Source organism: Streptomyces sp. NPDC091649, assembly GCF_044756785.1.
Lineage (GTDB): Bacteria > Actinomycetota > Actinomycetes > Streptomycetales > Streptomycetaceae > Streptomyces.
This window is the reverse complement of record NZ_JBIVTR010000019.1, coordinates 26715-52112: the sequence shown is the minus strand read 5'-3', so window position 1 is coordinate 52112 and position 25398 is coordinate 26715. Positions and strand designations below refer to the sequence as shown.

General features: G+C 74.1%; 20 protein-coding genes and 2 pseudogenes. 3 read left to right on the top strand and 19 right to left on the bottom strand.

Features of this window, described 5'->3' with window-relative positions; genetic code table 11:
• Positions 1-11 precede the first annotated feature (11 nt).
• The 3 genes and pseudogenes from ACIQMU_RS26480 to ACIQMU_RS26470 all read right to left on the bottom strand — a co-directional run bounded on the left by ACIQMU_RS26480 (position 12) and on the right by ACIQMU_RS26470 (position 5407).
• Positions 12-2520: pseudogene (locus tag ACIQMU_RS26480) on the bottom strand (SpoIIE family protein phosphatase).
• Between the two features lie 233 nt (positions 2521-2753).
• On the bottom strand, positions 2754-3995 hold the full coding sequence (locus tag ACIQMU_RS26475; RefSeq protein WP_352242662.1) for a glycosyl hydrolase: 1242 nt from the start codon (positions 3993-3995) through the stop codon (positions 2754-2756).
• 122 nt (positions 3996-4117) lie between these two features.
• Positions 4118-5407 carry a cytochrome P450 gene (locus ACIQMU_RS26470; RefSeq protein WP_402689877.1) on the bottom strand — a complete coding sequence of 430 codons (1290 nt, stop codon included), beginning with the start codon at positions 5405-5407 and terminating at the stop codon, positions 4118-4120.
• 231 nt (positions 5408-5638) lie between these two features.
• Here ACIQMU_RS26470 and ACIQMU_RS26465 point away from each other — a divergent pair, with 231 nt between their 5' ends.
• Together ACIQMU_RS26465 and ACIQMU_RS26460 are read left to right on the top strand one after the other, a co-directional pair.
• Entirely contained in the window at positions 5639-6106 is a 468-nt protein-coding gene (locus ACIQMU_RS26465) for a tyrosinase family oxidase copper chaperone (RefSeq protein WP_402689847.1), read from the top strand.
• 19 nt (positions 6107-6125) lie between these two features.
• Entirely contained in the window at positions 6126-6989 is an 864-nt protein-coding gene (locus ACIQMU_RS26460) for a tyrosinase family protein (protein ID WP_352242664.1), read from the top strand.
• Between the two features lie 67 nt (positions 6990-7056).
• Here ACIQMU_RS26460 and ACIQMU_RS26455 read toward each other — a convergent pair whose 3' ends face one another.
• From ACIQMU_RS26455 to ACIQMU_RS26380, 16 genes and pseudogenes are all read right to left on the bottom strand, one after another.
• The gene (locus ACIQMU_RS26455; protein WP_352242665.1) at positions 7057-7338 is read right to left on the bottom strand and encodes a chaplin; all 282 of its coding nucleotides are present in this window, start codon (positions 7336-7338) and stop codon (positions 7057-7059) included.
• Positions 7339-7476: 138 nt separating this feature from the next.
• Positions 7477-8625: a GNAT family N-acetyltransferase gene (locus ACIQMU_RS26450; protein ID WP_352242666.1), complete on the bottom strand. Its 1149-nt coding sequence runs from the start codon at positions 8623-8625 to the stop codon at positions 7477-7479.
• A complete protein-coding gene (locus ACIQMU_RS26445) occupies positions 8622-9296 on the bottom strand; it encodes a lipopolysaccharide biosynthesis protein (protein WP_352242667.1) in 675 nt (224 codons plus the stop codon). The genes ACIQMU_RS26450 and ACIQMU_RS26445 overlap by 4 nt, the downstream gene beginning before the upstream one ends.
• Positions 9293-10429, bottom strand: coding sequence for a glycosyltransferase (locus ACIQMU_RS26440; protein WP_352242668.1), 1137 nt, complete (start codon positions 10427-10429; stop codon positions 9293-9295). The genes ACIQMU_RS26445 and ACIQMU_RS26440 overlap by 4 nt, the downstream gene beginning before the upstream one ends.
• A complete protein-coding gene (locus tag ACIQMU_RS26435; protein WP_352242669.1) occupies positions 10426-11238 on the bottom strand; it encodes a polysaccharide deacetylase family protein in 813 nt (270 codons plus the stop codon). Before ACIQMU_RS26435 ends, ACIQMU_RS26440 begins: the two co-directional genes overlap by 4 nt.
• Positions 11228-12940, bottom strand: a complete 1713-nt coding sequence (gene murJ, locus ACIQMU_RS26430; RefSeq protein ID WP_402689846.1) for a murein biosynthesis integral membrane protein MurJ — start codon at positions 12938-12940, stop codon at positions 11228-11230. Before murJ ends, ACIQMU_RS26435 begins: the two co-directional genes overlap by 11 nt.
• Positions 12937-14298, bottom strand: a complete 1362-nt coding sequence (locus ACIQMU_RS26425; protein ID WP_402689845.1) for an O-antigen ligase family protein — start codon at positions 14296-14298, stop codon at positions 12937-12939. Before ACIQMU_RS26425 ends, murJ begins: the two co-directional genes overlap by 4 nt.
• A gap of 2 nt (positions 14299-14300) precedes the next feature.
• Complete coding sequence (locus tag ACIQMU_RS26420) at positions 14301-15779, bottom strand: sugar transferase (RefSeq protein WP_402689844.1); 1479 nt, start codon at positions 15777-15779, stop codon at positions 14301-14303.
• A complete protein-coding gene (locus tag ACIQMU_RS26415; protein ID WP_352242673.1) occupies positions 15776-16942 on the bottom strand; it encodes a glycosyltransferase in 1167 nt (388 codons plus the stop codon). Before ACIQMU_RS26415 ends, ACIQMU_RS26420 begins: the two co-directional genes overlap by 4 nt.
• 518 nt (positions 16943-17460) lie before the next feature.
• Positions 17461-18510, bottom strand: coding sequence for a polyprenyl synthetase family protein (locus ACIQMU_RS26410; RefSeq protein WP_352242674.1), 1050 nt, complete (start codon positions 18508-18510; stop codon positions 17461-17463).
• A complete protein-coding gene (locus ACIQMU_RS26405; protein ID WP_402689843.1) occupies positions 18507-19565 on the bottom strand; it encodes a tetratricopeptide repeat protein in 1059 nt (352 codons plus the stop codon). The genes ACIQMU_RS26410 and ACIQMU_RS26405 overlap by 4 nt, the downstream gene beginning before the upstream one ends.
• Before the next feature lie 203 nt (positions 19566-19768).
• Positions 19769-20416, bottom strand: coding sequence for a TetR/AcrR family transcriptional regulator (locus ACIQMU_RS26400; RefSeq protein WP_402689842.1), 648 nt, complete (start codon positions 20414-20416; stop codon positions 19769-19771).
• Positions 20413-21093 (bottom strand): DUF4166 domain-containing protein, encoded by a 681-nt coding sequence (locus ACIQMU_RS26395; RefSeq protein ID WP_352242677.1) that lies wholly within the window; start codon positions 21091-21093, stop codon positions 20413-20415. Before ACIQMU_RS26395 ends, ACIQMU_RS26400 begins: the two co-directional genes overlap by 4 nt.
• Positions 21090-21782, bottom strand: a complete 693-nt coding sequence (locus tag ACIQMU_RS26390) for a hypothetical protein (protein WP_352242678.1) — start codon at positions 21780-21782, stop codon at positions 21090-21092. Before ACIQMU_RS26390 ends, ACIQMU_RS26395 begins: the two co-directional genes overlap by 4 nt.
• 243 nt (positions 21783-22025) lie before the next feature.
• Positions 22026-22931, bottom strand: coding sequence for a nitroreductase/quinone reductase family protein (locus ACIQMU_RS26385; protein ID WP_352242679.1), 906 nt, complete (start codon positions 22929-22931; stop codon positions 22026-22028).
• A gap of 219 nt (positions 22932-23150) precedes the next feature.
• Positions 23151-23723 (bottom strand): annotated as a pseudogene (locus ACIQMU_RS26380) (aldo/keto reductase); the annotation flags it as partial.
• A 366-nt stretch (positions 23724-24089) separates the two neighbouring features.
• On the opposite strand from ACIQMU_RS26380, the gene ACIQMU_RS26375 reads away from it, so the two are divergent.
• The gene (locus ACIQMU_RS26375) at positions 24090-25385 is read left to right on the top strand and encodes an alpha/beta fold hydrolase (protein ID WP_402689841.1); all 1296 of its coding nucleotides are present in this window, start codon (positions 24090-24092) and stop codon (positions 25383-25385) included.
• Positions 25386-25398 lie beyond the last annotated feature (13 nt).

The window sequence follows — 25398 nt, the reverse complement described above, 5'->3', positions numbered from 1 at the left end:
CCGGGACGGACTCAGGGAAGGGGCTGCTCGGCCCAGATGATCTTCCCCCGGTTGGTGTACCGCGTGCCCCAGCGGTGGGCGAGCTGAGCGACGAGGAACAGCCCGCGTCCTCCCTCGTCCGTCGTCCTGGCGTGCCGCAGCCGCGGTGACGTGTTGCTGGCGTCGGACACCTCGCACGTCAGCGTCGACTGGAACAGCAGCCGCAGCCGCACCGGCCCGGAGGCGTACCGGATCGCGTTGGTCACCAGCTCGCTGACGATCAGTTCCGTCGTCATCGACAGCTCCGCCAGCCCCCAGACCTCCAACTGGCGGGAGACCTTCGCCCGGGTCTCCCCGACCGCCGCGGGGTCCACCGGCACATCCCACGAAACCAGGTGCTCGGGGCTCAGGACGTGCGTCCGGGCGAGGAGCAGCGCGATGTCGTCCGGCTGCGGGACGGGCAGCAGTTCCCTGACCACCGCCGGACACAGGTCCTCCAGCGGCAGCCCGGTCCGGGACACCGCCCGGCCCAGCCGGCCCATCCCGCTCTCGATGTCCTTGTCGGCGCCCTCGACCAGCCCGTCGGTGTAGAGGCCGAGGAGGCTTCCCTCGGGCAGCTCGATCTCCAGGGACTCGAAGGGCAGCCCGCCCAGTCCCAGAGGCGGCCCGGCGGGCAGGTCGGGGAAGCTGGCCGTGTGGTCCGGCGTGACCACCACCGGCGGCGGGTGACCGGCCCGCGCCATCGTGCAGCAGCCGTTGGCCGGGTCGTAGACCGCGTACAGACAGGTGGCCCCCACCACCGTCGTGCCGCCCCGCTCCGCCGGAACTCCCGTACGTTCCTCCTCGCTCAGCCGCAGCACGAGATCGTCCAGGCGGGCCAGCAGCTCGTCCGGGGCGAGATCCATGTCGGCCAGCGTCTGTACGGCGGTCCGCAGCCGGCCCATGGTGGCGGCGGCCCCGATACCGTGCCCGACGACATCACCGATCACCAGGCCGACGCGGCCGCCGGACAGCGGGATCACGTCGAACCAGTCACCGCCGACCCCGTCCTTGGCGTCCGCCGGAAGATACGACGACGCCACGTCCAGCGCCGTCCCGCCGCGCAGGGTGTGCGGCAGCAGGCTCCGCTGGAGCACCAGCGCCGCGGTGTGCTCCCGGGTGTAGCGGCGGGCGTTGTCCACGCACACGGCGGCGCGGGCCACCAGCTCCCGGGCGGGCGCCACGTCGTCCTCGTCGAAGGGCACCGGATTCCGCGACCGCATGAAGGTGGTCAGCCCCAGCACGGTGTCACGCGCCCGCATCGGCACGGAGATCAGCGAGTGCAGGCCGAACTCCCGGAGCCGGGCGGCCCGCGCGGGCTGTTCGACCGTCCACCCGTGACTGTCCGGGTCGAGCACCGGGAGCAGGACGGGATCGCCGTCGAGGAGGAAGTTCGCGTCGTGCGGCGGCGGCACGAAGTCGACCTTCTCCCCGACCCGTACGACCGCCTCCGGGCAGCCCTCCCGTACCGAGCTCAGACCCGCCCGGCGCATGGACGGCCGCTCGCCCTCGGCCGGGGCCGCCGCTCCCGCCCGGTCGCCGCCGAGGGGGGTCTCCAGAAGATCCACGAAGACGAAGTCGGCGAACCGGGGCACCGCCGAATCGGCGAGCTCCTGCGCCGTGCGCTGCACGTCCAGGGTGCTGCCGATACTGGCTCCTGCCTCGTTCACGAGCGCGAGCAGCCGACGCGCGCTCCACCGGTCCGTCACGTCCAGGACCATGTATCCGATGCCGATCCGCCGGTCCTGGGCGTCGGCCAGCGGGAAGAACGAGCTGGCGTACGCCCGCCGTCGGTGCGGATCGGACCAGCTCCAGCCCAGGTACTCGTAGTCGGTGATCGCCACACCGGACGCCAGGACCTGCCGCATCAGCCGCTCGATGGGCGCGGCCAGCGCTCCCGGCAGCACATCGCTCGGCCGGCGGCCCAGCCGCTGCTCCCGGCAGCACATCGCTCGGCCGGCGGCCCAGCCGCTGCTCCCGGGGCACGCCCCCGAACCGCTCCAGCGTGTCGTTGAGCCAGAGGTAGCGCAGCTCGGGGTCCAGCACGGCCATACCGACCGGTGACCGGGCCAGGAAGCCGTCGAGCACGGACTCGCTCATCGTCCACCGGGGGGTGAGTTCCCGTCCGGAGACCAGGAAGCCCTCCCGCCCGGCGACCAGGAACGAGGCGGTGGCCCGCACGTCGACGTCCAGCGGCCGGCCGTCCCGGTTCCGCAGGGAGAGCAGCCCGCTCCACCCCGAGCCCGCCCGGCAGTGGGCGGCCACCGCGGCCGTGCGCCGGGCGTCGGGAGGGTTCGCCAGCAGCGGAGCGGCGGACCGGCCGACCACCTCGGCCGCCGGATACCCGAGCAGCGCCTCGGCCCCGCGCGTCCAGCCGATGACCGTGCCGTCCCCGGCGATCACCGCGGCCGCGTCGTCGGCCGTCCGCGAGGCGGGGCCCGGCCCGCCCCCGGAGGGCAGCGGGCCGGGCTCCGCCGGGGAGCCCTCGTCGGCGGATGCCATTGCACCTCACCACCCTCTGTAGGTTTCCATGGTCGCGCGTCGTCCCGGACCGCGCCCGGTGCGCCGCTCGCGGCGGGGGCGCCGGCTGTCCCCCGTTCGGCGGCGTGACGGGGCGGGAGGGGCCGGCGTTGAAGGTGGTGGCAAGCGTCGCTCGCCCCTCTTCCCCGCGCTGGACCCGTGTGGGTGGACGGCTCCGGTCCCCGCACGGGGCCGGAGCCGTTTCCGCGTCCGGGTCAGGAGGGGAAGCAGATCTCCCGCTCCCGCCACCACTGGTCCAGCCAGCCGCCGAACGGCACGGTGACGCACCATCTGTCCGTGGGCCGGGCCCCGGGCCCCGGCGGCGGGGGCGCCACCGGCGGGGACGGGGCCGGGTCCGTCGGCGCCGGCGCCGACGGTGTGGATGTCGCAGTGGGAGCGGCAGTCGGCGTGGGAGTCGGTGTCGGGTCCGGCACGGGCTCGGCGGGCGAGGCCATCTCGCTCAGCATCGTCCGGTACACCTGCGAGGAACGGGGGTTGCCCTCGCACTGCCAGACGCCGTGCGGGCAGTAGTCCGTGATCGTCTGGTAGAGCGGCTTGTGCCGGTCGATCCATTCCAGCATCCGCCGCATGTACTCGGGGTTGTCGCCGTTGCGGAAGAGGCCCCACTCCGGGAACGAGATGGGCTTGCCGTGCTCCGCGGCGAAGTCGACGTGCTTCTGGAGCCCGTACGGATCGCTGATCTGGTCGTCGAAGGTCTCGCCGGGCGGCTGGTCGTAGGAGTCCATCCCGATGATGTCGACGACGTCGTCGCCCGGGTAGCACTCGGTCCACGGCACCGCGTCCCGCCCCCGGCTCGGCGTGAAGTCGAAGCGGAACTCCTGACCGGGCACCGCGCGCATCGCGGTGACGATCCGCTCCCAGTACGCCTTCCAGGACACGGGGTCGGGACCGCACCGGTGGGTGTACGTGGTGCCGTTCATCTCCCAGCCGAGCACGATCACGGTGTCCGGGACCCCCAGGTCCACCAGGCGCTCCGCGAGCCGGGTGAAGTGCTGGTCGTGGTCTCCGGCCGCGCCCGCCCGGAGCAGGGTGCGGACCTCGCCGTCCGGGACCCGCTCCTCGTTGCGTTCCAGCATCGGCACGTTCAGCACGAACATCCGGTCCTGGTCCGCCTGTCTCCACTCCGCCCAGGCGGAGAGGAACTCGGGGGCGCCCTCGATGTTCACCCACAGATCGCCCGGCAGATAGGTGTGCCCCACCCGCAGCTCCGCGCCGCCGAGCCAGCGCGACAGCTCGGCCATCCGGCTCACCCCGGCGGGCCCGTAGTCCAGATACGCGCCGTGCGCCGTGCGGCTCCCGGGCCCCGCCGGGCCGGGCGCGGCGCCGTCGACGGAATCGCTGGACGGCGGCGACTGACCCGCGATGCCGCCACCCGCCAGGAGGCTGAGGGCTGCCGCCGCGATGCACGAAACGATGAGACGGCGCTTGGCCGGCATTGCTCCTCCTGGCTGCGGTGAATTCCGGCCGGTTCGGCCCGGTAGGGAGAGAGTTGCATCATCATGCCCCGGCGGCACGCGCAGGAGTCCATTTATCGTATTCGGCGTTTCCTGCGTGCCGTTCAGGTGAATGTGGGGCCGAACGAGAAAGGCAGAGAGCCGACGCGGTTGTCGAAATTCGAATCGACCAGTCCCGGATATCCCAGATTTCGCATGACGGGGCGCCGGTTGATCAGTTCGCGAAAAAGAGCCGTCATTTCGAGGCGGGCCAGATGCGCTCCCAGACAGTGGTGCGGGCCTCCGCCGCCGTATCCCAGATGGGGATTCGGCGACCGGGTGATGTCGAAGCGGTCCGGATGGGTGAAAACAGCCTCGTCGCGATTGGCCGACGCGTAGACGAGCGCGACCCTCTCACCCGGCAGGAACGTACGGCCGCCCAGCGCGCACGGGGCGACGACCGTCCTGCGGAACTGGATGATCGGCGTCGAGTGACGGACGATCTCGTCGACGGCGCCGCCGATGTACCGGTCGAAGTCGGACCGCAGCAGCTCCCGCTGCTCCGGGTGCCGGTCGAGCAGGAACAGCCCGTGCGCGATGGCGTTGCGGGTCGTCTCCACCCCGGCCACCAGCAGCAGGGAGAAGAAGGCGCCCAGTTGCCGCCCGGTCAGCGCCTCCCCGTCGATGTCCGCACGCACGAGCGCCGAGACGAGGTCGTCCCCGGGGTGGCGGCGACGCTCCCGCGCGAGCCGCCCCATGACGGCCTGCATCCGGGCCAGCGACGCCAGCCCCCGGCCGGGAATCCGCAGCCGGGCCCGGCCCCGGCGCTCGACGCCGACCTGCTCCGAGGCGTGGTCGATCTGCCCCGCGATCCGTGCCCGGTACGCCTGCGGAATGCCCATCAGGTCGCAGATCACCTCCAGCGGCAGCCGGGAGGCCGCCGACGGCATGAAGTCCCGGGGGCGTTCGGCGATCAGCTCGTCCACCAGCCGCCCGGCGAGCCGGCCGACGTTCTCCTCGACGTCCGCCAGCAGCCTCGGGGTGAACCGCCGCGAGATGATCCGGCGCAGCGCCGCGTGCTCGGATCCGTCCATGTTGACCATCGAGTTCCCGAACAGCGCCTTCGCCCAGCCGGCCGGCTCCGGGGTGGTGACCCCGGGGGCGCTCGCGAACGCCTGGGGCGTGCGGCTGGCGGTCCGTACGTCGGCATGGCGCACCAGGGCGTGGAACGGCCTGCCGGAGACCCGCGCGGTGCCGGGCCGGGGAGTGAACAGCACCGGGGCGTCCAGCTCTCGCAGCAGGGCGAAGGCCCGGAGCCTCTCGTGGCGCGGCAGCCGCCAGAAGGCCGGGTCGGCCAGATCGACGTCCGCCGCGCGCAGCACACGGTTCCCGGACAGCTGGTACGGAACGGTCATGCCCATCACCTCCACGGTTCGCCAGGCCATGGTCCGGCCCGTCGGCCGCCGGGGCCCTTTTGACGCGGCCCGCCGTCGCCGATGGCCCGGCACGCTCACGCGTTTGACGGAACGGAACCGCCGCGGGTGCGCCGTACGCCGCACGCACGAGAACTGTTTCGCCGCCGCCTCGTTGTCAACATCGCCATCAGAAGGACCTCGGACGAGTTAACGAGAGGCAGGCAGTCATCCATGAGCTCCACCCCCGCGAAACCGGGCGGCACCCGGGTTCCCTCCCGCCGCACCGTCCTGCGCGGAGCCTTCACGGCCGCCGTGGCCACGGGCACCGCCGCCGCCCTGCTCCCGCTGCTCGACCGCGACCCGCCCGCCGCCGCCCGTCCCGCCCCGGCCCCGGGGCGCGGGCCGGGAACCACGACGGAAGAGTTCGCCGAGATGTACCGGGGCCGGGAGATCCGGGGCACGGCGACGGTCGTCGTCCCCGCCGGCGCCACGGACGAGGACCGCGTGGGAGTCACCGCCGAACCGGTCCCCGAGATCCGCGTCGACGGCAGACCACTGCACGTCATGAGGCGGGCGGACGGCACCTACCTGAGCGACGTCCGGCACTACGAGTCGTACCCGACGCTGCTGGAGACGGCCCGCGCAGCCGTCGACGAGCTCGGCACCGCCAGGCTCTCGCCCCCCGCGCACCGCATGTGAACCAGGAGGACCAGCACCGGTGTACACCCGCAAGAACCAGCGCGACCTCACGCGCACCGAGAAGCGCCGGCTCGTCGACGCGATCCTGAAACTGAAGCGCTCGGGCCGCTACGACGACTTCGTCGTCATGCACCGGGAGTACTACGTCATGGACACCGAACGGCGGCCGCGCCCGGCGCACATGACGTCCTCGTTCTTCCCCTGGCACCGCCAGTACCTGCTGGAGTTCGAGAAGGCGCTCCAGGGCGTCGACCCGGGCGTCAGCGTCCCGTACTGGGACTGGACCCAGGACAACAGGCCGACGTCCTCGCTCTGGGCGGAGGACTTCCTCGGCGGCAACGGCAGGCCCGGCGACCGGCAGGTCACCACCGGGGCGTTCGCCTACGGGGCGGGCAACTGGAGCGTCGGCGCCGGGGTCACCGACGAGCGCTACCTCACGCGCAACTTCGGCAGGCCGGGCCGCAACCCGGTCTCCCTCCCCACCGAGGACGACGTCGCCCGCGCGCTCAAGGACCCCGTCTACGACACCGAGCCGTGGAACAGCATCAGCACCGAGGGGTTCCGCAACCGCGTCGAGGGGTGGGGGATCCGGGGCGTGCGTACGGTGAGCAACCACAATCGGGTCCACCAGTGGGTCGGCGGCCCGATGGCGGGCGCCGCCTCCCCCGAGGACCCGGTGTTCTGGCTCCACCACTCCTTCATCGACCTGCTGTGGGACCGGTGGCGCAAGGCCCATCCGCGCTCCGCCTACCTGCCGGGACGCAAGCCCGCCTCGCCCGGCCGGGACCGCGACTACGTCTTCGGCATCGACGAGGCGATGCCTCCGTGGGGCGTGACCCCGAGGAAACTGCTCGACCACAGCAAGCTGTACCGCTACGCCTGAGCCCCGACGCGGGAACGGCCGGCCCCCTCCGTGAGGAGGGAGCCGGCCGTGGTGGCAGCGCGGGGGATCAGCGGCCGTAGCCGTAGCCCCCGTTGTCGTGGTGGCCGCCGTCGGCGTTGACGCAGGTGTTGCCGAAGGCCGGGTTCAGCAGGCCGATCACGTTGATCGTGTTGCCGCAGACGTTCACCGGCACGTGCACGGGGACCTGGACCACGTTGCCCGAACCGACGCCGGGGGAGGCGGCGGCGAGGCCCTGCGCACCGGCGTCCGCGGACGCCAGGCCGGCGCCGCCGGCGATCAGGGCGCCGGTGCCGGCCATGACAGCGGCGACCTTCGTCATACGAGACATGGAGAACTCCTTGTAAAGAAGGGGGTGTGCTGCGGACACGCGGCCCGCACTCCCTGACAACGCGAAAGACGCCGGACGGTAACGGATCAGCTCGCAGGTGATGTCTCCCACACCGCCGTCCGGCGTACGCCCGGCGCGTCAGCGGCCGATCACCGGCAGCCCCGCCACCCGCCCGTGCCAGTCCCGCGCCGCCGGGAAACGCGCCTTCACGGTCTCCGCCGCCCGCTCCCGCACCGCCACCTGCGACTCGCGCAACCGCAGCAGCGGCTCGAGCCCCGGCCGGGCCAGCAGCAGCCGCTGGTTGACCACCGGCACCGGCCCCCAGTGGTTCTTGTACCGCTCCGCACCGCGCAGCAGGCTCAGCACCTCGCGCCCGCCGTCCGCGGCCTGCTGGGCGACCTCGCGCAGCAGCATCGTCGACACGTCGACCTTCCGCTCGCGCAGCGCCGGATCCGCGCCGTACAGATAGCCGCCCGTCAGACGCCCGGACTGCAACGACAGGTTGGACGCCACCACCTCGCCGTTCAGCCGGAACTCCGTCATGGCCGCGGTACCGTCCCCCACCATCCGTCCCACCGACCGGATCAGATGGTCCGAGAACCGCGCCCGCAGGTGCTCCGGGTTGACCGCCCGGCCCTCCCACTGCCTCTCGTGCAGCCGCAGCAGGGTGCCGACCGCGGCCGGCACCCCCTCCCTCGCGATCCGGTGCACCTCGACGCCGAGGGCGTCCACCTTGCGCAGCTTGGAGCGCAGCCGCTGACCCCGCGAGCCCGTCAGCCGCGTCACGAGGCCGCCCAGCGGCTCGGCCGGCAGCTCCATGCACGTCGAGTCCGCGAGGCGGCTCCGGGCCCCCGGCCACCGCCCGAACAGCAACTGCGCCGACGCGTCCGGCCGGACCTCCCGCAGGTCCACCACGGTGTGCCGGGCCGCCCTGTCCAGACCGCGCCCCAGCGCCCCCACCGCGTACCCGGCCTCCTCCTCGTCCACCAGGATGTCGAAGAAGTCGGAGATCGCCCCGCCCATCGGGACGAGCAGCGGCATCGGGCGGTGCACCAGCATCAGCGGCGCCGCCCCGATCAGCCGCCCCGCGCGGCGGACCAGCAGCACCCGCAGCCGGCCCTCCTGACCGTAGGAGATCCACCACGAGCGCAGCCAGGCGTGGCTCTGGAACGGGGTGGCGGTGGCGCAACGGCGGTGCAGGGCGTCCCACTCCCCGGCGAGCGCGCCGAACTCCCCGAAGTCCCGGCACAGCGTCACGGCGAGGCCGCCGGCCCGGCGCCCCGTCATCGGACGAGCTCCCGGTCGTCCTGGGCGACGTTGCCGCCCTCGGCCGTCGGGCCGGGAACCTGCGCCGAGACGCTCCAGCCCGCCCGGCGCGGCCGGACCAGCAGCACGAGGCCGCCCAGCAGGCCGCCCGCGGCGGCCCCCACGGCGGTGCCCAGCGGCACGGACGGCGAGACCGGTTGGTCCGGCGTCATCGCGTGGGTGAACTTGATCAGCTTCACCCCGGTGTCCTCGGAGACATGGCCGCTGCTCACGATGACGGCCTCGATGACCGCGTTCGCGATGTCGGCCGCCCTGTGCCGGTCCTCGGACGTGCCCGTCACCGCGATCATCGGCGAGTCGGGGGAGGTCTCCGAGCGGACGTGGGACCGCAGTTCGCGCACCGGCTCGCCGGCCGCGCCCCGCGCGTACGAGAGCGTCGCGTCGCTCGTCGTCAGCCGCCCGTACGACTGGGCGTACCCCAACGCCGCCGCGGGGTCCGTCTCCCCCTCGGCGACCGCCATCGCGTAGCTGGTGGCCTCGTACCGGGGCGCGGCGAGCGCGCTGTACGAGAACCCGGACGCGGTGCCGATCAGCACGCAGACGGGCAGTGGCCACCAGTGGGGCAGCCGGGTGAGGGCGGTGCGCAGCCGACGGACGGCGACGTGCCGCCGCTGCTCGGGTGACTCGGTCATGAAAGGGCTCTCCGGTTCGGTGGGGCGGTGTCGAGGGCGTACGCGTACACGTCCATCAGGCGCTCGCTGCTGCGCCTGATGTCGTAGTGGCCGACGGCCCGGGGCGGCGGTCGCCGGTCCGCGCGGGCCTGTATCCGCTGCCTCAGCCGGGCCGTCAGCTCCTCCGGGCTCCCGGCGATCCGGGTGGCCCCCGGGGCGTGGGAGGCGGGCAGGTCGTCGATGGCCGGGCAGGCGTCGTGGAGCACGGGCAGTCCGGCGGCGAGCGCCTCCACGGCGGCCAGGCCGAAGGACTCCTCGCGGGAGGTGGAGACGAAGGCGTCCACGGCGCTCAGCAGCGCCGGAACACCCGGGACCGGACCGTCCCCGTCCTCGTCGCACTCCCCGAGGAACCGGATCCGGTCCACGGCCCCCAGGCGCAGGGCCAGCGTACGGAGCGCCCCGGCCTCCGGACCGTCACCGGCCAGCAGCAGGCGGGCCTCCGGCAGGGCGGCGACCGCGCGGATCAGCACGTCGAACCGCTTGCCCGGCACCAGCCGCCCGACCCCGCCCACGACGAACGCCTCGCCGGGGATGCCGAGTCCCGCCCGTACGGACGCCCGACGCCCCGCGTCGAAGCCGAATCTGTCCGCGTCGATGCCGTTGGGCACCAGCCGGATCCGGTCGGCGGGCACCCCCCAGTCCCGCAGCCGGCCGGCCACGGTGGAGGAGACGGCCACGGTCGCCGCGCCGAGCCGTTCGGTGGAGAGGTAGAGGGCGCGGATGGACCGGGTGAGCGGGCGCCCCTCGATCTCGGCACGCCCCAGGGAGTGCTCGGTCGCGACGGTGGCCCGCGTCCCCGCGAGCCGGGCCGCGACCCTGCCGTACACACAGGCCCGGTACAGATGCGTGTGGACCACGTCGTAGCGGCCGTCGCGGATCAGCCGGGCCAGTCTGCCGACGGCCGACAGGTCCCGGTTGCCGCGCATCCCGAGGTGGGTCACCCGGACCCCGTCGGACCGCAGCTCCCGGGCCACCGCCCCCGGGTTGGTGAGCGTCACGACATCGCACTCCACCGGCAGATGGCGCAGCAGCAGCCGCAACTGCCGCTCGGCGCCGCCGACCCCGAGCCCGGTGATGACGTGCAGCGCCCTCACCGCGGGCCGCCCGCCCGCACCGGTCCGGCGGCCCTGACGCCCGCACCGGGCGCAGCCACCTGACGCAGCCCGTGCCGCAGGTCCTTCGCCCACAGGCGCACCCCCCGGTCCGCCTGGCTGATGTGGGTGCGGGGCAGAGCGAACCGGCTGAGCAGCGGACCGGGGGCCAGCGCGCACGCGTAGCCGTAACCCGCCGTGCGAGCGGCCCGGGTGACCCGGCGGTCGAGGACGCCGTACGGGTAGCAGAAGCCATCCGGGAGCGACCCCGTGAGGTCGCCGATCAGCTCCCGGCTGCGTGCGGTCTCCCGGTGCAGCTCCTCGTCCGGCAGCTCCGTCAGGTCCTGGTGGTACAGACCGTGCGAACCGACCTCCATGCCCGCGGCGGCGACCCGCCGCACCTCGGCGTGGGTGAGCAACGGCTTGCGCGGACCCAGCGGGTCCCACGCGTTGACGCCGCCCGGCCGGCCCGGCAGGACGAAGACCGTCGCCCGGAAACCGTGCTTGCGCAGCACCGGCAGCGCCTCGTGGAGGAAGTCCGCGTACCCGTCGTCGAAGGTCAGCCCCACCAGCCCGCGCCGCCCCGCGTCCCTGGCGCGCAGCAACTCGGACACCCCCACCCCGGTCAGCCGCCGGCTGCGCAGCCAGGACAACTGCTCGTCGAGGCGCCCGGGGGAGACGGTGATGCCGTACGGATCGTCGCTCGGGTCCGTCACCGAGTGGTACGTGAGGATCCACGGCTGCCGGCGGGTGTGCGGGCGGAGCCGGGACGAGGGCGCGTCGGCGCAACGGGCCGGGGAGTCAGCGGCCATCAAGGAACCTCCGTCGGGTGAGTGCCAGTAGGTTTGCGACCTCGGGCGAGCGCAGGGCGAGCCCGGTCAGGAAGAACACGGAGGGGACGAGGAGGCACCCGGCGGCCAGGCTCGACACCGGACCGGGGACGAGCGGAGCGCACGCCCAGCCGGCCGCGCCCGCCACCAGCGACGCCCCGGCGAGCCGGCCCAGCGAGAGCGCCACTGCCCGCGTCCGGATCGGCACCACCCGGGTGCCGAGGCCCATGAGGAGCAGCAGGGCCGTCGTGCTGATCCCGATCGCGTTGGCGGTCGCGATGCCGTCCACGCCGAAGCGGTAGGTCAGGGCGTACCCGGCCCCCATCGTGACCAGCAGCCCGGTGCCCATCGCGAACGCCGGGAACCAGGTGGGCCGCCCGGACGAGAAGAACGGCCGGCTCAGCGCGCCGACCAGGCAGTGGCCGAGCAGCCCCAGCGCGTACACCCGCATGACCCGGGCGGTGGACGCGGTGTCGGAGGCGTCGAACGCGCCGCGCTGGAAGAGCACCTCGATGATCTGGGGCGCGTAGCCGAGGACGACCGCCGTACCGAGCAGGACCACCAGCCCGGCCAGCGCCAGGTCCCGCTCGACCCGCAGCCGGGCCTTCTCGCGGTCCCCGGCGGCCACGGCCTGCGCGACCACCGGGAAGGTCACCGTGCAGATCATCAGCGACAGCACCATCGGCAGCTGCGCGACCTTCTGCGCGTAGTTCAGATGCGAGATCGCTCCCGCCGGCAGCGTGGAGGCCAGGAACCGTTCCACCAGCACCTGGGACTGACGGCTCACCACGAACAGGACCACGGGGGCCAGGACCGCGAATCCGAGCAGCGGTGCGGCGGTCCGCGCGGTCCGCCGCACCGGTCGCCCGAATCCCGGCAGCCGGGGCCGCCGGACCGGCACCAGCCGCAGGAACACCGGCAGCTGGGTCAGGATCATCAGTGTGCTGCCGACCGCGACCCCCATCGCCGCCGCTCGTACCCCCCACGCCGCGTGCAGCGCCAGCGTCATCCCGATGATGCCGGCGTTGTACGCCACATAGACGCCCGCGGGCGGCAGGAAGCTGCGGTGCGCGCGCAGCGCGGCGCTGAAGTAGCCGGTGATCCCGAAGGTGAGGACCGTGACCGCGGTCAGCCGGGTGCAGTCCACCGCGAGTCGCGGATCGGCCAGGCCCGGGGCCAGCACGCCCACGACCCACGGGGCTCCCGCCATCAGCAGCGCCGCACCGCCCAAGAGCAGGAGGAACAGGCGGGGGAGCGTGGCCGCCACCAGCTCCCGTACGGGGTCGCCGCCGGACGCTTCTCCGGTCGCCGCCCGTCGGGTCAGGGCGAGGCTGAACGCGGGGACGAGAAGGAGCGCCATACCGTCCTCGATCAGCAGCGTCGCCGCCATCTCGGGCACGGTCCAGGCGATCAGGAAGGCGTCGCTCGCGTCGCTCGCGCCGAAGTACCGGGCGATGGCCTGGTCCCGGACCAGGCCGAGCGCGGCCCCCAGGACGGTCAGCACCGCCGTGGCCGCCGCCGCACGGGCGAGGAAGGACCCCAGCCGGGGCGCCTCGCCGCTGTGCGTCCCCGGCGCGCCGCCGGGGGAGGGGGGACCTCCGGGGCCCGCCCCCGGGGCCGGGAGCAGCGGCGGGGCGGCGGCCGTGCGCGCCTCGGCCTCCGTCCCCGTGCCGGTGTCGCTCATACGGCGCTCACCCGGTCCGGTCCGGCCAGTGCCCACCAGGCGGCCAGCCCCAGCACGACGCCGCTCAGCACCGTGGTGGGCCCGCCGATGTCCGCGTACAGGGAGTTGACGCTCTGCCAGGTCATCAGGGCCACCGCCGCCAGACCGCAGTCCAGCGCCGTGTGTCCGCGCGAGCGGGCGAGGCACAGCCGGCGGACCGCCCCGGCCAGGATCGCCGCCCAGCTGCCGAGGAGCGCGGTCAGGCCGAAGAGGCCCTGCTCGCCGAGGACGAGGAGGTACATGTTGTGCGGGGACAGGAGCGCCTGCCGGCGGAACTCCTGGCCCGCCCCGGCCGTGTCGCTGCCGGAGGAGAGCCCGATGGAGGCGTGCCCGTCGCGGTGGGCGGGGAAGCCCTTGAGGCCGACCCCGGCCGCCGGCCGCTCCCGCCACATCGCGCCCGCGGCGCTCCACATCGCGTAGCGGTCGCTGACCGACCGGTCCGGGGTGCTGGTCACCCGGGTCACGCTGGCGGCCCGGTCCGCGATCATCTCGGAGCCGACGCCGAACCCGCCGACCAGCACCACCCCGGCCGCGCCCAGCACGGCCAGCGACGTCACCGCCTGCCGCCGTCCGGTGAGCGCCAGGGCGACGAGGACGGCGGCGGCCGTGGCGAGCCACACGCCCCGGCTGAACGACAGCGTCAGGGGCACGACCAGCGCGACGGCGAGGACGGCGGCGCACGGCCGCAGCCAGGGCGGGGCGCTCCTCGGCGTGCACAGGGCGCCGGCCGCCGCGGCGAGCAGTCCGTAGGCCACGACGGTCGCCATCCCCATGATGTCGCTGGGCCCGAAGGTGCCGACCGCCCGGATGTCCTCGCCCATGTACGAGGCACCGGTCCCGGTGACGTACTGATGGACGCCCGTGACGCCCTGGACGACCGCCAGGAGCACGAGCGAGCCGGCGACGATCCGGAATCCGTGCGCGTCCCGCAGCAGAAGGCACACGGCGATCGGTACGAGGACGAAGACCTGGAGGTAGCGGACGAACCCCGGCAGGGCCGCCGCCGGGTCCGCCGCGGTGACCGTGGCCACCGCGAAGCCCACGGCGGGCAGGCCCAGCACCAGCGCGGCGGCAGCGCTCAGCGGACGCTGCCGCAGGTAAAGCAGCCGGCCCAGGCACACGAGCACCGCGAGGCCGGAGGCCACGTCGGCCGGGCCGCCGCCCCCGCCGGAGGCCGCCTGGGGCAGGGCGGGCAGCAGGACGGTCGCGACCAGCGGCAGCAGCGGCCAGCGGCGCCGCCAACCGCCCCAGGAGGGCCGGGCGGCGACGCGGGGCCCGGCCGGCGGTGACGGCGCGGGCGGGGTCACGACAGCCACCATGATCAACTGCCTCCGAGCCGGAACAGGGAACCCGCGGTCCGCGCCAGCACGCACGCGTCCTGCCACAGCGACCAGGTCTCGATGTAGTGGTTGTCGAAGCGGGCGCGCTCCTCGATCGAGGTGTCGCCGCGCAACCCGTTCACCTGGGCCAGACCCGTGATGCCCACGGGCATCCGGTGGCGGGCCTGGTAGCCGGGGTGGGCACGGCTGAACTGCGCGACGAAGAAGGGGCGTTCCGGGCGGGGGCCGACCATGCTCATGTCGCCGCGCAGGACGTTCCACAGTTGCGGCAGCTCGTCGAGGGAGGTCCGGCGCAGCACTCTGCCGACCCGGCTCAGCCGCCCGTCGGACGCGACGCTCCAACGGGTGGCCGACTCCTGGCCGTCGGTGGGCCGCAGCGTACGGAACTTCAGCAGGACGAAGGGGCGTCCGTGCCGGCCGACGCGCTCCTGCCGGAAGATGACGCCCGGCCCGTCGGAGAGCCGCACGGCCAGGGCGCAGGCCGCCATCACCGGGGCCGCCAGCAGCAGCCCGACCGTGGCGAGGACGGCGTCCATCGCCCGCTTCGCCCCGTGGCCGAAGGGGCGGTGCGTCCCGTCGTGCAGCGGCCGGACGGTGAAGCCCCACAGATGATCCGGCCGGCCGGCCGCCGGAGGCCCCGCGACGGCGCCGGGGCCGGTGACCAGCCACACCCGGCAGCCGTGCGCGGTGAGCAGGGCGAAGAGAGCGGGACCGTCCGGGGTGGCCTCGGGCGGGACCGTGAACACCGCGTGCCGCACGCTGTTCTGCACCACGGCCCGGCCCACCTCCTGCGGCGAGCCCAGCACCGGCAGCGGCAGGTCGCTCGCCGCCGTCCGCTGCTCCTCCCCGGCCGTCGGGGCGGTGACCAGACCGACCGGCCGCAGCCCGTACGCGGGGTGGTCGTACAGGGCCGCCGTCACCTGACGGGCCAGCGGCCCCCGTCCCACCACCAGCGTGGACAGCGGGCGACGGACGGCGGCCCGCCGCCGCGCCCGGTACACGGCGGCGCGTCCCGCGCAGGTCAGCGCGGTCTGCGTGGCGGCCCCGTACGCGAGCACCGCCCAGCCGATCGCCTGCTGCGGGGCCCAGGCGGCCAGCACCTCCATGGTCACGTACCACTGGAGGGCGGTGAGGCCGAGGAGCGCGGGCAGTTCGGAGAGGACCGAGGGGGACAGGCGCGTCCGGTGCAGGCCGCGCAGGGCGAGGACCAGCACCTGCGCCGCCGCCTGGACGGCCACCAGCGGCCAGGGCCACGACACCGGGACGACGAGGACGAACGTCACGGCCGGGGCCAGGGCGTCCGCACACAGAAGCGGCGCGAGACGGCCGTACCGGACGGCCCGGCGCTCGCCGGGCTGCGTCTGTGCACCGCCGCCGCTTCTTCGCGGCGGATGGACCGTGTGAGCCTGCACGGCTGTCGCCTGTCCAGGGCCGGGAACCGGTGCACTCTCCATCGTCATCGCTCGGTTGCTTTCCTCGTCGTGGGGCCGGACATGCCGACAAGTTCCTGGTACAGACCGGCAACCGCCCCCGCGGTCCGTCGGACGTCGAAGGCCGCCCGGGTGTGGCGCAGGGCGCGGTGGGACACGGCGTCCCGCAGTTCCGGGTCGGTGAGCAGCGCGGTCAGCGCCGCGGCCAGCGCCGCGGGATCCTCCGGCGGTACGAGGCAGTGGTCCGCGTGACCGGGCGGCAGGCTCTCCCGCGCCCCGTTCACGTCGCTCATGACGACGGCACGGCCGCAGGCCATCGCCTCCAGCGGGGCCAGCGCCATGCCCTCCCACCGGGAGGGCAGCACGAGGACGTCCGCCGCGTGGATCCACGGCCGCACGTCCTGGCAGGCCCCCGTGAACAGCACGCCCGGCGGGGCCGATTCCTCCAGTGCCTTCCGGTCGGGCCCGTCACCCACGAGGACCAGCCGGGCCCCGGGCGCCGGCATCCGGCGCCAGGCGCGCAGCAGGACGTCCTGTCCCTTCTGCCGGGTCAGCCGGCCGACGCAGACGACCAGCGGAGCGTCCCGGTGGACGCCCTCCAGCAAGGGCAGCGAGGCGCGCGCCCGGGCCCGGTCCGCGAGGCCGCCGGGCCGGAAGCGGTCGAGGTCGATGCCGTTGTGGATGACCGACCAGCGGGCGGCGATGCCCGCCTCCTGCCCGGTGCGGCGTTCGGACTCGCTGACGCACAGGATGTGGTCGGCCCAGCGCGCACCGAAGCGCTCCCAGCCGAGAGCCAGTTCCGCGGTGCGTCCGCCGACGGCCTCGAAGGACCAGGCGTGCGGCTGGAACACCGTGGGGACCCGGCCGCGAACCGCGATCCGGCCCGCCAGCCCCGCCTTGGCGCTGTGGGCGTGCACCACGTCCGGGCGGCTCGCGCGGACGATCCGGCGCGCGGCGGCCACCTCACCGGCCAGCCGGGGCCCGGGGGCCCGGGTGGCGGGCCAGCCGTGGACCTCGGCGCCCGCGGCCGCCGCCCCGAGGGCCAGCGGGCTCCCGGGCGGGCAGGCGACCACCGGGCGCAGCCCGGACCCGGCCTGGGCCCTGACGAGATCGGTGACGACCCGGGCCACTCCGCCGTCCACGGGCTGAACCAAATGAAGGACCGTCAATTGGCTTTCTTCAGTACGACGCATGTGCAGCACGCACGGCTCTCTTCGCTCAATCCGGTGAGTAAAGCCGAAGTGCACTTTGGCAGAGTTGTGGCGAAATCGTGCGCGTGACTCGCTCATACGACCACAGGCGGGTTACGAGCGAATGAGGGCCGTTCGAGTGGTCGCTAACCGGATCGGCTTATGGGCGAGGGCCCTCCGCGGACAGCCGGTGAAAGGAATTTCCGGGGCCACGGGCGGAACGGCGGAGGCATTCGGTACCTATCCCGCCGCTTATACCGTCAGCTGTTTTCCGGCATGCGGCGCTACGCCGATCGCCGCACCGGATGGCGGCACCATCCATCAGGGCTCAGGCCCTCTCGTGGCCGCCGACGGGGCGGACAGGGGTACGACCCGGCCGCCCCCACTGCTGTGCGGACCACCCGCGGGTCCGCATGAACGGCGCCGATGCCGGTGCCGTGCCGACCCGTGACGCCGCTACCGCCCGCCGTGCCGTACGACGGGCCGTGGCCGCCCGCCGGCGTCCGGCGGGCGGCCACGGGTCAGCCGGTGCGGTCCACGAGGTACGGGATCAGCGTGAGCAGATCCCCGTGCGCCCCCTCGGCCAGCGGCGCCCGGTCCAGACAGGCGCGGGCCGCGGCCAGGTGCTCGTGCGCCTCGGCCACTGCGGCCCGCCGCCCGCCGGCCTCGTCGATCAGCTCGGCCGCGCGGCGCGCCGCCGGGGCGTCGAGCGGCCCGGCGGAGGTGAGCAGTGCCTCCAGACGCCGGGCCGCCGGGTGATCGGCGGACAGCGCCGCGAGCACCGGGTACGTCTTCTTGAGCCGCCGCAGATCGCTGTGCACCGGCTTGCCGGTCACCTGCGGATCACCCCAGATCCCCAGCAGGTCGTCCACCGTCTGGAACGCCACCCCCACATGCCGCCCCGCCAGGTCCAGCGCCTCGACGGTGCTCGCCGGAGCGCCTGCCAGCAGCGCCCCGAGAGCGACCGCGCAACCGAGGAGGGAGCCCGTCTTGTCGGTGGCCATCGACCGGTACTCGTGCGGAAGGACCGCCCCGGGCCCGGTCCACGGCCGTGACTCGAACAGCAGGTCCTGCGCCTGGCCGCGCACCAGATCGCCCAGCGCGCCCGCCAGTTGCCGCACCGCCGCCGGGCCGCCCGGCCCCGGGGCCTCCGCCAGAGTGGAGACGGCCAGCGCGAACAGCGCGTCCCCCGCGAGGACCGCCGGGCCCGTGCCGTACGCCTTCCACAGCGTCGGCCGGCGGCGACGGGTCTCGTCGCCGTCCATGATGTCGTCGTGGATCAGGGAGAAGGTGTGGATCAGCTCGACGGCCACCGCGCCGAGCACCGCGTTTGCCCCGCTGCCGCCTGCGGCCTCCGCGCCGAGCACCGCGAGCGCCTGGCGGACCCCCTTGCCCTGCGATCCCGGCGCCGCCTCGCCGCCGGCCCCGCTCCAGCCCAGGGAGAAGGCCGCCGTCTCAGCGTGCCAGGGGTGCAGCCTCCCCACCGACTCCACCAGCGCCGGGCGCACAAGCTCGCGGCACCGGTCCAGTATCTGCGGCGCACTCGCCCGGCGGGTCGTGGAGAGCGTCATCGGCGCTCGCTCCCCCCGCCCACCACGGCTTGTTCCACGCCCAGTTCGGCATACGCCTTCTCGACCATCTCGCGGGCGTTGAGGAGCCCGATCCGGCCGAGCCTGCCGCGCAGCGCGTCCAGCTCGGCGGCGGTGGCGTCGCGGTCCCGGCCGAGCCTGGCCCGCGCCTTGACCAGGCCGAGGGAGGCGAGCGCCTCGCCCCGGGGCTCGTCCATCGCGCGGAACTCGCCGAGCGCCTGTTCGTAGACCTCGCGTGCCTCCTCGTACCGCCCGGCGCGGTACAGCACGTTGGCCCGCATCTTGTGGTTGTACGCCAGGGCGCTGGAGAGCTTCATCTCGCGGCAGGTGACCTCGGCCTCGGAGAGGAGGTCCAGCGCGCGCCCCGTCGCCCCGTCCCGGAGGGAGACGATGTCGGCTATGCCGCGCAGGGCCCAGGCCCGGCCCCGCCGGTCGTCCGCGTCGCCCGCCAGGACGGCCGCCTCCTCGAACATCTCCAACGCGGTGTCCAGCGAACCGGTGTTGCGGTGGATCTGCGCGATGCCCTCCAGCGCCCAGACGGTGTGCCGGGCCTCGCCGCGGGCGCGTGCCTCGGCCAGCAGTCGTTCGTGCAGCGTCGCGACGGTGGCGTAGTCGCCCTGGATCCGTCCGGTCTCGGCGAGACCGGCCAGCGAGTAGCCGCGGGCCACCACGTCACCGCCCCGCTCGCCCAGCTCCGCGGCGAGGCCCAGCAGCCGGAACGCGAGCCGCAGCGCCCCGCGCTGCCGCGCCAGCGTGCCGCCGCTCCACAACGCCCAGGCCATCGCCCCGGTGTTCCCGGCAGCCCGCGCGGCGCGGTAACTGGCCTTCCAGGCCCGGTCGGCCTCCGCCACCTGCCCGAGCCTGCGATGCGCCTCGGCCACGGCGAGGCCGGAGCGGGCCACTTCGTCCTGTGACCCGGAGAGCTGGGCCTGCTTCAGATGGCGTACTCCCTCGGCCAGTACGTCGGTGAGCGAGGCGTTCACCGACATCTTGGTGAGAGCTCCCTGGTACTCGGGCGCCATTGCCTTGGTCTGCATGGGTGCCTTCCGCGCGGTGCCGGGTCCACGCCGCGTGGCTATGCTCTCCATGTATACATGAGGGGTATAGTCCATCGGCCGTGCGCGCCCGGATCATGTGGGGGCGGGACGCCGCTCGTCACGCGCGGCGAACCGTTCTGTCAGCGATCAAGACGGCGGCCGGGCCAGGAGGGTTGCTCGGGGAACGCGGGTCGTTCCGGCGGTTACGGCCTCCCCGTGCGCCGCAGCCGGTGGCGCACCGCGCGCCGGGCCACCGGGCCGAGCTCGTCCAGCACCCCGGCCAGCTCGGCGAGCTGCTCCAGCGCGTCGAAGGCGCGCCCGGCCCCCGCGGGGTCGACGCCCTCGTACAGCTCCAGGCCCACGAACGACCCGGTCACGGCGCGTGCCAGTCCCACCGGGTCGGTGAACTCGCCCAGCGGCGAGTCCGCCAGGACCCGGACCAGGACGTTCTCGATCTCGGCGGTCCACAGATCGAGCCCGGCCGCGGTCGCGGGCGCCAGCCGGGGCTGGGTCTGAGCCCCCGCCAGCACCTGTGCGAGAAAGGCGACATGGCCGCCGGCCCGCTCCTCCTGGTGCAGCTCGCGCCCGCACTCCAACAGCTCGGCGAGGGTGGTGACGGCGGCCAGCCGGTCGCGGTGCCGGGCCACCCGTTGTTCGGCGCCGTACCGGCAGGCCGCCGCCAGCAGCTCGTCGACCGAGCCGAAGTGGTAGAAGACCAGTGCCTGGTTGACGCCGGCCGACGCCGCGACCGAGCGGGCCGAGGTCTTGGCGATCCCCTGTTCGGCGAGCGTGCGCAGCGCGCCCTTGAGAAGCTTCGTGCGGGTGTCCGCGCCCGCCGCGCTCCCCGTCACGCCCGCGCCTCTTCGCGGACCGGGCGCAGGCCCGCCCGCACGCCGTGGCGCAGGGCGTCGACATAGCGGGCGCGGAAGGTCCCCTCGTAGCCGAACAGCGGGCCGAAGCGGCGGTTGGTCACCGCGACCCGGATGCGGAAGCGGCCCGTGGCGTCGTCGAAGGACTCGCGGACCTCGGCGTCGCCCCCGATCAGCCGAGGGACCCGCAGGTCGACGGGTCCCTCGCGGAAACGGTGCTCCCCGGACCGGATGAGCAGCGAACCGTCGGGCTCCGCGGTGAGCCGCAGGTCGGTGGCCAGGTGCTGGTGGGTGCCGAGATAGTCCAGTACGCAGGACCGCTCGGGGCTGTGCACCATCGTGGCGTCGAAGCGGCGCGGCCCGCCCGGCAGGGCGAACGTCCGGACGAAGGTGACGGTCTCGCGGCCGTGGGCGTCGGTGTACGGCACGTTCTCGATGGTGAACGGGACGTCGCGGCCGGTCCTCGGCACCAGGATGTTGCGCGTCGCGCCGAGCGCGAGGAATGGCTTGACGAACGCCCGGCCGTGCCAGATCCGTTCCATGGAACCGCGCCCGACGCACGCCTCCCCGCTCTCCAGGCCGACCGAGAAGCGTCGTCGCAGCTGGGGGTGGAGCCGCTCGAAGTCGTCTCCCATCGCACGGGCGAAGATCGAGGTCACGGGCGCTCCAGGCGGGCGAGGAGGGACGGGGCGGCGGCCGGACGGCCGGGCGGTCTGCGCAGGCAGCGCCGGGCGGCCGGCGTGAGCGGGGACGGAGGCGCCAGCAGTGCGGCCAGAGCGGCGGGCAGTACGGCCGCCGGGCCGAAGGGGAGGGCGACCGCCACGACGATGAGCCGCGCCAGGACCTCCGTCAGGCCGTGGGCCAGCGACCGGGCGGGGCTGATGTCGCGCTCGCACCACAGCCGCAGCCTGTCGAAGGACCAGGCGGTCGCCCAGCCCATCAGCGGCCGGATGGCCAGCCGGTCCGCGACCGCGCCGAAGCGGCCCCAGCGGGTCCGGTAGTCGTAACCGGTCAGGAAGCGGACGCCCTCGGCGGTGGGAACGTAGCGCCAGTAGCCGCTGCCCTCGGCCAGCGGCGACAGCCGCTCCGAGGAGGCGAAGCGGAGCGCGGAGACCCGCTCGCCGTCCGCCCGGTGCCGCTCGCCCGCGCTCGTCCCCGTCCCCGCGACCGTGAGGAAGGGCGGCACCCGGGTCGCGTACCGGAACCGCTGGGCGGAGCCGGCCGGACCGGGCAGCGGGCTGATCTCGGTGAAGCGCAGGTCCCACCGCTGATGCTGACCGGGGTCCTGGGTCCGCGCCCACAGCAGTTCCGGATCGGTGCGGATCAACGCCTCTATGTACAACCCCACGTGTGCCCCCGGTCGCCACAGTGTTTGAGCGAGTGCTCAACTCCAGTGCGCCGGGACGCTACCAGAGGGTTGAGCACTCGCTCAAACGTCCCGGACGGCGGCTCCAGGCGCGCGACGCCCCCGGCCGGCCCGGCGTCGAGGAACGAGCTGGTCGAACGCCGGCGCAGGCTGCCCGAGGACGTCGCGCGCGCACCCGTCCGGAGTCGGGACGGCTCCGACTCGGAGGGCCGGGCCGCCCCGGACTCAGGCGGCGGGCGGAGCCGGAGGCCAGGGCACATCGGCCAGCAGGGGCAGGATGTGCTCCTCCTCGTGGTCCAGGTGGGCGTTCAGCTCCGCGGACATCCGGGCGAGTTCGGCGCGGAAGCGGTCCGGCTCCGCGATGGTCACGTCCGCCAGCAGGGCCGCGAGCGCCGACTGGACGACTCCGATGCTCCGGTGCTCCTCCCGTAGCCGGTCGAAGACGTCCCGCAGGTGGGGGTGGTAGCCCTCCATCGTCGGGAACATGTGGCCGTCCTCGGCCGTGTGGTGGAACTCCAGCGCCTGGCAGAACGCCAGGCAGCGCTGCCGGATCTGGAGTCCGAGGCCGGGTGCGGGCGCGTCGCCGTCGCCCGAGTGGGAGGCCCGTGCGGCGAAATACGCCTCCGTCTCGGCTCCCACGTGGAACAACTGGCCGCGCAGCCAGGTGTGCACCCGCACCAGCTTGTCGGCGAGCGAGGTGGCCTCGGGAGGCGTCGCGTCGGGGCCGGGGAGTTCCAGGACCACGACCGGCAGCATCCGGTCGGTGGCGTCCTGGTACTCCGCGTACCCCGGCGCGACGGCGACGACCCGGGCGAAGAGTTCGTCGCGCCGGGCCCCTTCGGCCGGTACCGCGAGGGACTCGAACTCCTGGTCCCCCAACTCCACTTGCACGGTGGGACGGGCGAGGAGATTGCGGTACCAGTCGGGGTGGCGCGGTGCGCCGAGGTTGGAGGCGACGACGAGGAGCCGGCCGCCGTCGCGGACGTAACCGAGGGGTGTCGTGTGCCGGGTGCCGGAGCGGGCGCCGGTCGTGGTGAGCAGCAGGAGGTCGGAGCCCTCGAAGGGGCCGCCGACCTTCCCCGCGTTGGCGCGGAATTCGGTGATGACGGACTGCTGGAAGGTCTGGGGCATGGAGGTTCTGGGTCTCCCGGAGGGAAGGCCGGCGGGCGGGTGGCCCGGTGGCGTCGCGGAGTGGCCGCGGTGAGATGTTCCGACGCGAAGGCGCTCATGAGCGAAGACGCTCGGAGCGCGGCTGCTCAGAGGCAGGAGGCGATGAGTGGTCTCATGGCGTCATCCCTGGAAGAAGGTGCTGGCTTGATCGCCGGCCGGCCCAGATCTCTTTGGCCGACATCACGCCGCACACGCACCATCACAACCCGCCCGTCCGGTCCCTGTCAACATCGAGGCGACGGCGACGGCGACGGGGTGCCAGCGCAGCACCACCTGGGCCGGCGACTTGCCGTGCCGCTCGGCGATGGAGGTCAGCGCCTCCTCCGCGAGAAGAGCGCCCTGGGCCAAGGGGCTCCACGCCTCGGTGGCGATGCCGTGTTCGGCGTGGAAGGCGCGCAGCTCGGCCTGCTGAAGGCCGGGGTGCAGCTCGATCTGGTTGACGGCGGGGACGAGCGTGTCCGCCTCCAGCAGCCGGCGCAGATGGGCGGGCTGGAAGTTGGAGACCCCGGCCGCGCGGACGCGGCCGTCGGCGGCCAGCTTCTCCAGGGCGCGCCAGGTCTCCGGGTACAGGTCGTGGGCGGGCGTCGGCCAGTGGATTCGGTAGAGGTCCACGTAGTCGAGCCCGAGCTTGGCCGCGCTCGCGTCGAACGCGGCGAGGGCGTGGTCGTAACCCTGGTCGGTGTTCCACAGCTTCGTGGTGATGAACAGTTCCTCGCGGGGGATGCCGGAGCCGGCCAGTGCTCGGCCCTCGCCGGCCGCAGCACATGCAAAGGCGGGCTAGATGGTCGGTCGCCTCCCACCCCCAGCCGACGCGGCGCTGCCCCGCCCGCACCGGTCAACGCCACCACCACGTCGAAGGGCGGGCCGTCGACCGTCGTCGTCCCGTCCGGGCGGACCTCGCCGACCTGCTCGAACCGGGTCCCATGTCAGCCCTTGGGAGCGTCCGGACCGCGACGCACACCGGCCGGGCCGTCCGGGGCACGGGCCGCGCCCCCTTCGCCGGGCCCGTGCGTCCATGTGCTGGACTGATCCCTTCGACACCGACCCCTTCGACACCGACCCCTTCGACACCGACCCCTTCGACCGAATCAGCCCGCACCGCGGATTCGAGGAGTTCCCGTGACCAGTTACCGGCAGCCCGGCGTCGTCCTCACCGACCGGCGATTCACCGTGCCCCTCGATCACGCCGACCCCGGCGGCGAGCAGATCGAGGTCTACGGCCGGGAGGCCGTCGCCGCCTCCCGCGCCGGTGAGGAACTGCCCTGGCTGGTCTACCTGGAGGGCGGCCCCGGCTTCGGCGCGCGCCGGTTCGTCGGCACGGAGGCATGGCTCGGCCGTGCCCTGCGCGACTACCGCGTGCTCCTTCTCGACCAGCGCGGAACCGGGCTGTCCACCCCCGCCAACCGGCAGACACTCCCGCTGCGCGGCGGCCCGCGCGAACAGGCCGACCACCTCGCCCACTTCCGCTCCGACTCCATCGTCCGCGACTGTGAGCACATCCGGCCGCGGCTCACCGGCGGAGCACCCTGGACGGTCCTGGGGCAGTCCTTCGGCGGATTCTGCGCGGTCCGCTATCTCTCCGCCGCCCCGGAAGGGCTGAAGGCGGTCCTGATCACCGGCGGACTGCCGTCGCTGGACGCGCACGCGGACGACGTCTACCGGGCCGCGTACCCGCGGATCGAGCGGAAGGTCGCCGCCCACTACGCCCGCTACCCCCAGGACGTCGAGCGGGCCCGCGCGATCGCCGCGTACCTCGCCGAGCACCGCCCCGAGAGCGCCGGGCACCGGCTGACACCCGAGGGCTTCCAGTCGCTCGGCATCATGCTCGGCGGCGGCAGCGGCAGCCACCAGCTCCACTACCTGCTGGAGAACGCCTTCGTCCGCACCCCGCACGGCACCGAACTCTCCGACGCCTTCCAGGAGGCCGTGCGCACCGCCATCTCCTTCGCCGGGCACCCGCTGTACGCCCTGCTCCACGAGGCCATCTACGGGCAGGACGAGCGCCCCACCGCCTGGGCCGCCGAGCGTGTCCGGGCCGAGTTCCCGCAGTTCGACGCGGCAACGGCGCTGGCGGGCGACGGCCCGGTCCTCTTCACCGGCGAGAGCGTCCACCCGTGGCACTTCGACGTCGACCCGGCCCTGCGGCCCCTGCGCGAGACCGCCGAACTGCTCGCCCGGCGCACCGACTGGCCCGTGCTGTACGACCCCGAGCGGCTCGCCGCGAACGAGGTCCCGGTCGCCGCGGCCGTCTACCACGACGACATGTACGTCGACGCCGAGGACTCGCTGCGCACGGCGGCGGCGATCCGGGGGCTGCGGACCTGGGTGACGAACGAGTACGAGCACGACGGGTTGCGCGCGGGCGGGCCCCGGGTCCTGGACCGGCTGCTGGCGCTGGTGCGCGACGAGATCTGACCCGCGGGGCCCC

Excerpts from the sequence above, each read along its gene's own strand:
- ACIQMU_RS26405 (WP_402689843.1), bottom strand. The coding sequence starts at position 19,565 with ATGCAGACCAAGGCAATGGCGCCCGAGTACCAGGGAGCTCTCACCAAG.
- ACIQMU_RS26410 (WP_352242674.1), bottom strand. The coding sequence starts at position 18,510 with ATGACGCTCTCCACGACCCGCCGGGCGAGTGCGCCGCAGATACTGGAC.
- murJ (WP_402689846.1), bottom strand. The coding sequence starts at position 12,940 with ATGAGCGACACCGGCACGGGGACGGAGGCCGAGGCGCGCACGGCCGCC.
- ACIQMU_RS26470 (WP_402689877.1), bottom strand. The coding sequence starts at position 5,407 with ATGACCGTTCCGTACCAGCTGTCCGGGAACCGTGTGCTGCGCGCGGCG.
- ACIQMU_RS26420 (WP_402689844.1), bottom strand. The coding sequence starts at position 15,779 with ATGACGATGGAGAGTGCACCGGTTCCCGGCCCTGGACAGGCGACAGCC.
- ACIQMU_RS26415 (WP_352242673.1), bottom strand. The coding sequence starts at position 16,942 with ATGCGTCGTACTGAAGAAAGCCAATTGACGGTCCTTCATTTGGTTCAG.
- ACIQMU_RS26450 (WP_352242666.1), bottom strand. The coding sequence starts at position 8,625 with ATGACGGGGCGCCGGGCCGGCGGCCTCGCCGTGACGCTGTGCCGGGAC.
- ACIQMU_RS26475 (WP_352242662.1), bottom strand. The coding sequence starts at position 3,995 with ATGCCGGCCAAGCGCCGTCTCATCGTTTCGTGCATCGCGGCGGCAGCC.
- ACIQMU_RS26425 (WP_402689845.1), bottom strand. The coding sequence starts at position 14,298 with ATGGTGGCTGTCGTGACCCCGCCCGCGCCGTCACCGCCGGCCGGGCCC.
- ACIQMU_RS26455 (WP_352242665.1), bottom strand. The coding sequence starts at position 7,338 with ATGTCTCGTATGACGAAGGTCGCCGCTGTCATGGCCGGCACCGGCGCC.
- ACIQMU_RS26385 (WP_352242679.1), bottom strand. The coding sequence starts at position 22,931 with ATGCCCCAGACCTTCCAGCAGTCCGTCATCACCGAATTCCGCGCCAAC.
- ACIQMU_RS26465 (WP_402689847.1), top strand. The coding sequence starts at position 5,639 with ATGAGCTCCACCCCCGCGAAACCGGGCGGCACCCGGGTTCCCTCCCGC.
- ACIQMU_RS26435 (WP_352242669.1), bottom strand. The coding sequence starts at position 11,238 with ATGGCCGCTGACTCCCCGGCCCGTTGCGCCGACGCGCCCTCGTCCCGG.
- ACIQMU_RS26445 (WP_352242667.1), bottom strand. The coding sequence starts at position 9,296 with ATGACCGAGTCACCCGAGCAGCGGCGGCACGTCGCCGTCCGTCGGCTG.